At 76.9% G+C, this 8,983-nt stretch carries 9 protein-coding genes; 1 reads left to right on the top strand and 8 read right to left on the bottom strand.

Annotation, left to right across the window (positions count from 1 at the left end; translation table 11 throughout):
* The 8 genes from GTQ99_RS15505 to GTQ99_RS15470 form a co-directional block, all read right to left on the bottom strand.
* On the bottom strand, positions 1–891 hold an 891-nt coding region (locus GTQ99_RS15505; protein WP_166616633.1), incomplete at its 3' end, for a copper transporter.
* 52 nt (positions 892–943) lie between these two features.
* Complete coding sequence (steA, locus tag GTQ99_RS15500) at positions 944–2,167, bottom strand: putative cytokinetic ring protein SteA (protein ID WP_166616632.1); 1,224 nt, start codon at positions 2,165–2,167, stop codon at positions 944–946.
* 27 nt (positions 2,168–2,194) lie between these two features.
* Complete coding sequence (gene recN, locus GTQ99_RS15495; protein WP_166616634.1) at positions 2,195–4,018, bottom strand: DNA repair protein RecN; 1,824 nt, start codon at positions 4,016–4,018, stop codon at positions 2,195–2,197.
* Positions 4,019–4,034: 16 nt separating this feature from the next.
* Positions 4,035–4,970 carry an NAD kinase gene (locus GTQ99_RS15490; RefSeq protein ID WP_166616631.1) on the bottom strand — a complete coding sequence of 312 codons (936 nt, stop codon included), beginning with the start codon at positions 4,968–4,970 and terminating at the stop codon, positions 4,035–4,037.
* Positions 4,967–5,776 (bottom strand): TlyA family rRNA (cytidine-2'-O)-methyltransferase, encoded by an 810-nt coding sequence (locus tag GTQ99_RS15485; RefSeq protein ID WP_166616630.1) that lies wholly within the window; start codon positions 5,774–5,776, stop codon positions 4,967–4,969. Before GTQ99_RS15485 ends, GTQ99_RS15490 begins: the two co-directional genes overlap by 4 nt.
* Before the next feature lie 4 nt (positions 5,777–5,780).
* Positions 5,781–5,954 carry a hypothetical protein gene (locus GTQ99_RS15480; RefSeq protein ID WP_166616629.1) on the bottom strand — a complete coding sequence of 58 codons (174 nt, stop codon included), beginning with the start codon at positions 5,952–5,954 and terminating at the stop codon, positions 5,781–5,783.
* A gap of 10 nt (positions 5,955–5,964) precedes the next feature.
* Positions 5,965–7,080, bottom strand: a complete 1,116-nt coding sequence (locus GTQ99_RS15475; RefSeq protein ID WP_166616628.1) for an HAD-IIA family hydrolase — start codon at positions 7,078–7,080, stop codon at positions 5,965–5,967.
* Positions 7,077–7,517 (bottom strand): tetratricopeptide repeat protein, encoded by a 441-nt coding sequence (locus GTQ99_RS15470; protein WP_166616627.1) that lies wholly within the window; start codon positions 7,515–7,517, stop codon positions 7,077–7,079. The genes GTQ99_RS15475 and GTQ99_RS15470 overlap by 4 nt, the downstream gene beginning before the upstream one ends.
* Before the next feature lie 61 nt (positions 7,518–7,578).
* Between GTQ99_RS15470 and GTQ99_RS15465 the strand changes: the two genes are divergently transcribed.
* Entirely contained in the window at positions 7,579–8,793 is a 1,215-nt protein-coding gene (locus GTQ99_RS15465) for a DUF1015 family protein (RefSeq protein WP_166616626.1), read from the top strand.
* Positions 8,794–8,983 lie beyond the last annotated feature (190 nt).

Here is an 8,983-nt window from a genome sequence, read left to right as displayed (position 1 = left end):
GTGCTGGCCCTGCGCCAGCACGGCGTTGACGCGGCCGGTGGAGGCGTCCAGGTCGTCGACCGTGCTCACGGCGTCGGCGGCGTCGGCGTCGGCGCGCAGGGCGGCCACCGGGCCGCCGTCGGCGGCGGACTCGGGGGGCCCGGCCAGGACCGCACCGGCGCCCGCGGCGTCCAGCTGGGCGGCGATCGCGACCCACGCGGCGTCGGACCCCTCCGCCTGCGCGTCGGTGGCGTCGGTGTCGGGAGCGCCCCCGACGACGAGCGCGAGCGTCGCGCGCCGACCGCTCAGGCCGTCGGTGCCGCCCTCCACCTCCACGAGCCCGGCCTCCGCCAGCGCGGTCAGCACCGCGACCGCGCCGGGGTCGGGCTGGTCGGCCTGCGCCAGGTCGTCGGCCACCAGGCCCCGCGCCAGCTCGGCGGCGAGCACCACCTCGGTGCCCGCGTCCGCGGCCGGGGCGCTCGCCAGGGTCCCGGACAGCCGCTCGGCCGCCTGCTCGCGGGCCGACGCCTGCGCGGAGTCGGTCCAGGCGTCCTGCACGGTCACCTGGACCGGGACGCTGGCACCGGCCTGCTGCAGGACGTCCACCGCGGCGTCCACCTGGCTGGAGTCGGCGCCGGGCAGCTCCACGAGGGCGATCGCCCGGCCGCCGAGCTGGCGGGCCACGAGAGCGGGGGTGACGGCCTCCGCCCAGGAGTCCTGCGCGTCGGCGGTGGCCAGCGCCCGGTCGCGCTCGGTGCGCAGCTGGTTCTTCTCCTGGGTCAGCTGGCGCACCTGGTCGGTGATGCCGGTGGAGATGCCCTCGTTGAGGGGACCCGCGCCCAGGACGATGCCGACGGCGAGCGCGAGGAACACCGACACCAGCGAGACGACGTGGTACCGGAAGTCGATCACTGCTCATCCTGTCGGTCGGTGCTGGTGCGGTGGTGCGGGGTCCCCGGCCGTCTCACGGCCCGCCTCCCGGCAGCAGGCCGACGAGGAAGGCCCAGGCGTCCTCCAGGCGGGCGCCGGTGACGGCGAGGATCGCCTGCCCCGTCGGCGTCACCAGCAGCGCGGCCACCAGGGCGAGGACGCCGGACAGGACCAGGACGAGCACCTGCGCGTCGGAGACCCGGGAGCGGTACAGCCGCGAGACGCCCTTGGCGTCGACGAGCTTGCCGCCCACCCGCAGGCGGGTCAGGAAGGTGCTGGCCATGCCCGAGCGGCCCTTGTCGAGGAACTCCACGAGCGTGACGTGCGTGCCGACGGCCGCGATGAGGGTGGCGCCCTTGTCGTCGGCGAGCAGCATCGCCACGTCCTCGCTGGTGCCGGTCGCGGGGAAGACCACGGCGTCGATGCCCAGCGCCCGCACCCGCTCCAGGCCGGGCGCGCGGCCGTCGCGGTAGGCGTGCACGACGATCTCGGCGCCGCAGCGCAGCGCGGCGTCGGAGACGGAGTCCATGTCGCCGACGATCATGTCGGGCTTCCAGCCGGCCTCGAGGATGGCGTCCGCGCCGCCGTCGACGCCGATGAGGACCGGCTTGTACTCGCGCACGTACGGGCGCAGCGTGACCAGGTCCTCCTTGTAGTGGTAGCCGCGCACCACGACGAGCGCGTGCCGGCCGTCGAGGTCGGTGCGCACGTCGGGCACGCCGACGCCGTCGAGCAGCAGCTCGCGCTCGCGGCGCAGGTACTCCATCGTGTTGGCGGCGAACGCCTCCAGCTGCAGGGACAGCCCGGCGCGGGCGGTCTCCATGTCCGCGGCGACCACCTCGGCGCTCAGCCGGCGCCCGCGGGCGACCACGCGCTCGCCGACGTGCAGGACGTCGCCGACCAGCCGGGCGCTCGCCCCCTCCGACAGCTGGGCCATCACCTCCTCCCCGACGTCGTCGAGGACGGGGATGCCGGCCTCCACGAGGATGCCGGGGCCGAGGTTGGGGTAGCGGCCCGAGGTGCTGCGCGCGGCGTTGACGACGGCGGCGGGCGCGCAGGCCACGAGCGCCTCCGCGGAGACGCGGTCCAGGTCGAGGTGGTCGATGACGGCGACGTCACCGGGCTTGAGGCGCTTGGTGAGCCGCTTGGTGCGCCGGTCCACGCGGACGGTGCCGGTGACCGCCTCGAGCGTGTCGGCGCTCCCGCCGGCGCCCTCGCCGTGGGCGCCGTCGCCGCGCGTTCGCCGACGCCAGATCACTGCTGCACTCCCCCACCCGCCGCGGCCTCAGCCGCCCGTCGTCCCGGTGGCCGGGGACGATCGTCGCACGCGCGCGCCGGGGCTCCGCGGCGGCCGCGCCGACCGGCCGCGACCGGTGGCCGGGGTGCGCGCCGGTGCCCGCTCGGCCTGCACGGCTTCTGCGCGCGAGGAGCGCAGGAGCTCCTCGGCGTGGGCGCGCGCGGTGCCCGAGCCGCGGCCGGACAGCATCCGGGCCAGCTCCTCCACCCGACCGGCGTCGTCGAGCGGGACCACGCCGGACTCGGTGACGCTGCCGTCGTCGGTCTTGACGACGGTCAGGTGGGTGTCGGCGAAGGCGGCCACCTGCGCGAGGTGGGTGACGACGAGCACCTGGGTGCTGCGCGCCAGCCGGGCCAGGCGCCGGCCGATCTCCACCGCGGCGCGGCCGCCGACGCCCGCGTCGACCTCGTCGAAGACCATCGTCGGCACCGGGTCCGCACCGGCCAGCACGACCTCGAGGGCCAGCATGACCCGCGACAGCTCCCCGCCGGACGCGCCGCGCGCCAGGGGGCGCGGGGCGGCGCCGGAGTGCGCGCTCAGCAGCAGCTCGACGCTGTCGCACCCGGCCGGCCCGAGGTCGGTGGAGGTCCGCACGGCGACCTGGACGTGCGCGCTCGGCATGGCCAGCGCCGCCAGCTCGGCGGCCACCCGCTCCTCCAGCTGCGCGGCGGCGGCCGTGCGGGCGCTCGTCAGCCGTGCCGCCAGCGCCCGCAGCTGCTGCTCCAGCTCCTCGCGCTGGGCGGCGAGGGCGCCCAGGCGCCCGTCGTCGTCGAGCTCCAGCAACCGCGCCGCGGCCCGCTGCGACCACGCCAGCACCCCGGCGACGCCCTCGGCGGGCTCGTCGGCGTAGCGGCGCACGAGGGCGGTCAGCTGCGCCCTGCGCTCCTGGACGGCGGCCAGCCGCAGCGGGTCCGCCTCCACGGACCCCGCGTAGGCCGCGACGTCGGTGGACAGGTCGGCGAGCAGGTAGGCGATCTCCCCGGCGCGCCCGGCCAGCGCCGCGAGCGCCGGGTCGTGCGCAGCGCCCTGCTCCAGGGCGCGCCGGGCGGCCTCGACGCGGGCGTCGGCGCCCTCGGCGCCGTCGCCGGTCTCCGCACCGGCGGCCTCGCCGGTGAGGGCCTCGTGCGCGGCGGCGGCCGCGGCGCGCAGCACCTCCACGTTGACCAGCCGCTCGGACTCCTCCCGCAGCGCGGCGTCCTCGCCGGGCTGGGGGTCGGCGCGCTCGACCTCCTCCAGCCCCAGCCGCAGCAGGTCAGCCTCGCGGGCCCGCTCGGCGGCGTGGGTCACGACGTGCTCGTGCTCGGCAGCGACGGCCCGCCAGCGCGCGTGCACCTCGCGGTAGGAGGCCAGGTCGGTGGCGACGGCGTCGGCGGCGAAGCCGTCGAGCACCCGCAGCTGCTGCACCCCCGAGCGCAGCCGCAGCTGGTCGGTCTGCCCGTGGACGGCGATGAGGTGCTCGGACAGCTCGGCGAGCACCCCGACGGGCGCACCGCGACCGCCCACGTGCGCGCGGCTGCGCCCGGTGGCCGCGAGGGTGCGCACGAGCAGGAGCTCCTCGTCCTCCACCTCACCGCCCGCCTCGCGGACCCGCTCGGCGACCGGCCCGTCCCCGGCGACGCTCAGGCGCCCCTCGACGACGGCCGCGTCCTCGCCGGCGCGCACGGCACCGGCGTCGGCGCGCTCGCCCATCAGCAGGCCCAACCCGGTGACGACCATGGTCTTGCCGGCACCCGTCTCGCCCGTGATCACCGTCAGCCCCGGTCCCAGCGGCAGCCGGGCGTCGCGGATGACGCCGAGCGAGCGGATGCGCATCTCCTCGATCACGCCCTCAGCCCCCGTCCACCGAGCGGGGCCCCCGCCAGCCCTGCACGGGCAGGCCGAACTTGGCCACCAGCCGGTCGGTGAAGACGCCGGTGCTCAACCGGGCCAGCCGCACCGTCTGCTGCGAGCGGCGCACCTCCACGCGCGCGCCGGCCGGAGCGGGGAACGTGCGCCGGCCGTCGCACCAGACCACGCCGCCGTCCGTGGTGCCGGCCAGGACCTCCACCCCGACGACGGAGGTGGGGGCGATGACGAGGGGACGCGCGAAGAGGGCGTGGGCGCTGATGGGCACGACGAGCATGGCCTCGACCTCCGGCCACACCACCGGACCGCCGGCGGAGAACGCGTAGGCCGTCGACCCGGTCGGGGTCGCCGCGATGACGCCGTCACCGCCGAAGGTGCTCAGCGGGCGCCCGTCGACGTCCACGACCAGCTCGAGCATGCGCTCGCGGTTGGCCTTCTCGACGGAGGCCTCGTTGACCGCCCACGAGGAGGCGACGACCTCGCCGTCGACCACCACGTCGACGTCCAGGGTCATGCGCTCCTCGACCCGGTAGTCGTGCGCGACGACGCGCGCGACCGTCCCGACGATCTCCTCGCGCTCGGCCTCGGCGAGGAAGCCGACGTGACCGAGGTTGACGCCCAGCAGCGTGGTGCCCGTGCCGCGCACCAGCTCGGCGGCGCGCAGGATCGTGCCGTCCCCGCCGAGGACGATGACCATCTCGGCGTCGGGCACGGCGCCGTCCAGGTCGCGCTCGACGACCAGCCCGCGGTCCGCCACGCCCAGCGCGGCCGCCTCCTCGGGGGTCATCAGGGTGCGGATGCCCGCCTCGTGGAAGCGGCGCACGACCTTCGTGAGCGCGACGATCGCCTCGGAGCGCCCGGTGTGGGCGAGCACCAGGACGGTGCGCGGGGGCTGCTCCACCGCGGTCGGCGCGCTCACGCGAGCCCCGCCTGGGGACCCTCGGCGATGGCGCGCCCCAGGGCGGCCTCGTCGAGGCCGCCGGCGCCGGCCGCCAGGTGCAGGAAGTACTCGACGTTGCCGGAGGGACCGGGCAGCGGGCTGGCCGCGACCCCGCGCACGCCCAGACCGACCTCGGCGGCCGACCGGGCCACCGTGCGCACGGCCTGCGCGCGCAGCTCGGCGCTGCGCACCACGCCACCGGCGCCGAGGGCCTCGCGGCCCACCTCGAACTGCGGTTTCACCATGAGCACGTGCTCGGCCTCCGGGGTCACGCACCGCACGAGGGCGGGCAGGACGAGGGTGAGGGAGATGAAGGACAGGTCGGCCACCACGAGCGAGGGCGCGGGTGCGACCTGCTCGGGTTCGAGGGTGCGGACGTTGGTGCGCTCCAGGACGGTGACGCGCTCGTCGGTGCGCAACGACCAGGCGATCTGCCCGTAGCCCACGTCGACGGCCACCACGTGCCCGGCGCCGCGGCGCAGCAGCACGTCCGTGAACCCGCCGGTGCTCGCCCCCGCGTCCAGGCAGCGGCGGCCGGCGACGTCCACGGCGAAGGCGTCGAGGGCGCCGACGAGCTTGTGGGCGCCGCGCGAGACGTACTCGTCCTCCTCGCCGGCGGCCTCGACGACGATGGCCGCCGCCAGGTCCACCTGCGTGGCCGGCTTGGCCGCCCTCGCGCCGCCGACGCGCACCCGGCCGCCGGTGACGAGCTCGCTGGCGTGCTCGCGGGAGCGGGCCAGGCCGCGCCGGACGAGCTCGGCGTCCAGCCGGAGCCTGCGCGCCACGCCCTCAGCCCTCCGTGCCGGCCAGCCGCGCGCGCAGCGCGGCGTCGACCGCCGCGTAGACCTCGACGTGCTCGTGGACACCGACGGCGCCGAGGCCGTCCAGGCGCGCCAGCGCGCCGTCGAGGGCTGCGTCCAGCGGGTGGCCGGCGGCCTGCTGGTCGCGATCGGGGTTCGTCACGGGCGTCACGCTACAAGCCGGGCGCGACATCCTCGCCGACCTCGTCCACAGCCGCGCGCACGGGTGGCTGCCGGATCGAGGCCTGCACCTGCGCGACGAGCGCGAGCACGTCGACCGCGCGGCGCCCGGCCGCGGCGTCCCGCACCCGCCAGGCGGCCTCGGCGGCCGCGCGCAGCACGTCGAGGCCGTCGGGCCCGGGGTCGCCCTCGACCACGCTCGCCGCGGTCGACGAGACCTCGACGCGCGCCCCGCGGCAGCGGGCCACGAGGAGGGCGTCGCCCTCCTCGACGTCGACACCGGGGTGGACGTCGCGCAGGCCGCGCAGGTCGTGGGCGACGTAGGAGGGCCGCTCGCGGGGAGCGGCGGTGAGCAGGTCGGGCACCGTCGTGACGCCCGTGAGGACGAGCAGACCCGCGAGGCCGGCGGTGCGGGCTCCCTGCAGGTCCGTGTCGAGGCGGTCGCCGACGACGAGCGCGCGCTCGGCGCCGAGGCGCTGCACCGCCGCGTCGAAGAGCGCGCGCTCCGGCTTGCCGCAGACCACATCCGGCGACCTGCCCGCGGCGCGGGCCACGAGGTCCACGAGCAGGCCGTTGCCCGGCGCCGGTCCACCGGGCGTGGGCACGGTGGCGTCCAGGTTCGTCGCCACCCACGGCAACCCGCTGCGGACCGCGTGGGTCGCCTCGGTCAGCCGGGACCAGTCCAGGTCGGGCGAGAAGCCCTGCACCACGGCGACCGCGTCGGTGCGGGAGTCGACGGGGCGCAACCCGACCTCCTCCAGCGCGACGCGCAGCCCGGTGCCCCCGACCAGCAGCACCGGCGAGCCGGCGGGCAGGGAGGCCGCCAGGTGCCGTGCCGCTGCCTGCGCGGAGTTCACGACGTCCTCGTCGGCCGCCGGAGCACCGAGGTCGCGCAGGTGCTGCGCGACGGTCTGCGGCGTGCGCGAGGCGTTGTTGGTGATGTAGGCGAGCTTCGTCCCGCCGGCCGCAGCGGCCCGCAGCGAGGCGGTGGCGTGCGGGACGGCGTCCGGCCCCACGTACACGACGCCGTCGAGGTCCAGCAGGAGGGCGTCGTGCGCCGCGAGCAGCGCCGCGCCGCTGGCGGTCAGGGACGGGCTGGTGGTGCTCACGTGCTCCCCGGGCTCTGCCGCGCCGCCAGGGTGGCGCGGACCTGTCGCAGTCGATCGGCGTACTCAGGGCGGTCGGGGCGCATGGCGTGCGCCATCGCCAGGTGCTCGGCCGCCAGGCCGAAGCGGCCGAGGCGGCTCAGGCACAACCCGAGGCCGAAGTGAGCGTAGTCGTCGGCGGGCCGGGCCGCCGCGAGCTCCCGGAACGAGGCGGCCGCGCCCTCGAGGTCCCCGGAGTCGTACCGCGCGCGGGCGAGCGCCTCCAGCACCCCGGTCGAGCCGGGCTCCTCCGCGTGCGCCCGGGAGAGCAGCGTGGCCGCGGCGGCCGCCTCGCCGCCCGCGAGCAGGGCGAGGCCGCGCTGCAGCCACTCGTAGGGGCCACCGCTGGGGCGCCCACCTGCACGGTCCGAGCCCTGTGCGCCGTGTGCGCTGTCGGACACGACAGACCTCCTGGAGATGACGGGTGCGGGCCGGCGGCGGCCCGTCCGTAGGATGCGACGGGTGGACGCTGCACGCACGGGGACGCGTGCCGTCGCCAACACCCCGCAGGGCCGACCCCTTCCCGCGGGCCGCGCGCTGCTGCGGCCGTTCCCCGGTCTGCGCTACGACACCTCGGTGGCCGGTCCCCTGGCATCCCTGGTCGCACCACCGCACACCGAGCTCGGCAAGGCGGCTCGGGCCGCCTTCCTGGCCTCCTCCCCGTACGTGGTGACGCACCTGGAGCGGCCGGAGTACGGCGGAGCCCTCCACGGCCCCACCGTCCACCGCTGGCTCGAGGACGGTGTCCTGGTGCAGGACGCGCCGTCCCTGTACGTCGTGCGGCAGGTCCACGCAGGCCGCAGCCGCCACTTCCTGCTCGCCGAGCTGCAGGTGCTGCCCGGGGACGACCGGGTGCACGCCCACGAGGGGGTCTTCGAGCAGGCCGTCGAGGCGCGAGCCCACCGCCTGCAGGAGACCGGGGTCGATTCCGAGCCGGTCCTCGTGGTGACCAGCGGCTCCTGGCCGCTGCGCTGGGCGGGCGACGCCGCGGCGGCCGGGATCGGCACGCTGGTCTCCTCGACATCGGGCACCCCGGCCGGCGACCTGGTGCTGGAGGTGTGGCGGCTCGAGGCTCCGGACGTGCTCGCGGCGCTCAGCACCGCCTCCGCCGCGCACGAGCTGCTTATCGCCGACGGCCACCACCGCTACGTCGCCGTCCAGCGCCTGGCGGAGCGCACCGGCCGACCGCAGCGGTTGCTGGTGGCTCTCGGGGACGAGCAGGTCGAGCCCGTGGACGTCCGCCCGCTGCACCGGCTGCTGCCCGGCTCCGCCGCGACGGTACTGCGCAAGGCGGCGCCGCCCCGCCGGCGCCTGCCCGTGCAGGACGTGCAGCAGTTGCACGCGCTCGCTGCCGGGCTGGAGGAGCACGACGCCCTCCTGTTCGCGGATGGCCACGCGGAGGTGCTGCGCACACCGCTGCGCACCGGCGGAGCCGTGGGCAGCGGTGCTTGGGTCGACGCCGTCGTGCGTACCGCGGGCGTCGCCGCCGAGGACGTGCTCTTCGAGTCCGAGCTGGAGGTGGTGTGGCGGCAGCGGCACGAGGTCGCCGCCGCGGTGCTGCCTCGACTGGACCTTCTCGCGCTGCAGCGCATCGTCCACAGCGGTGCGCTCGTCGGGCGGAAGACGACGTCGTTCCGCCCGAAGCCCTTGGCCGGCGCGGTGCTGCGCCTGCGTTGAACAGGTCGTTCCGGTGGGGGCGTTGGTGCCCGCCTGAACAACCAGCAAGGGCGATCCCCCCGCACATGGGTGAGGGCCCGCACCCCCCACCAGGGGGTACGGGCCCTCACACCACTCCACACAAAGGAGTGGCCGGCGGTGTCCTACTCTCCCACCCAGTCTCCCGAGCAGTACCATCGGCGCTGGTGGG

This window comes from Kineococcus vitellinus (assembly GCF_009906315.1).
Classification (GTDB): Bacteria; Actinomycetota; Actinomycetes; order Actinomycetales; family Kineococcaceae; genus Kineococcus; species Kineococcus vitellinus.
The sequence above is the reverse complement of the archived record's forward strand: the minus strand, read 5'-3'. Positions and strand labels throughout refer to the sequence as shown.

Excerpts from the sequence above, each read along its gene's own strand:
- recN (WP_166616634.1), bottom strand. The coding sequence starts at position 4,018 with ATGCGCATCCGCTCGCTCGGCGTCATCCGCGACGCCCGGCTGCCGCTG.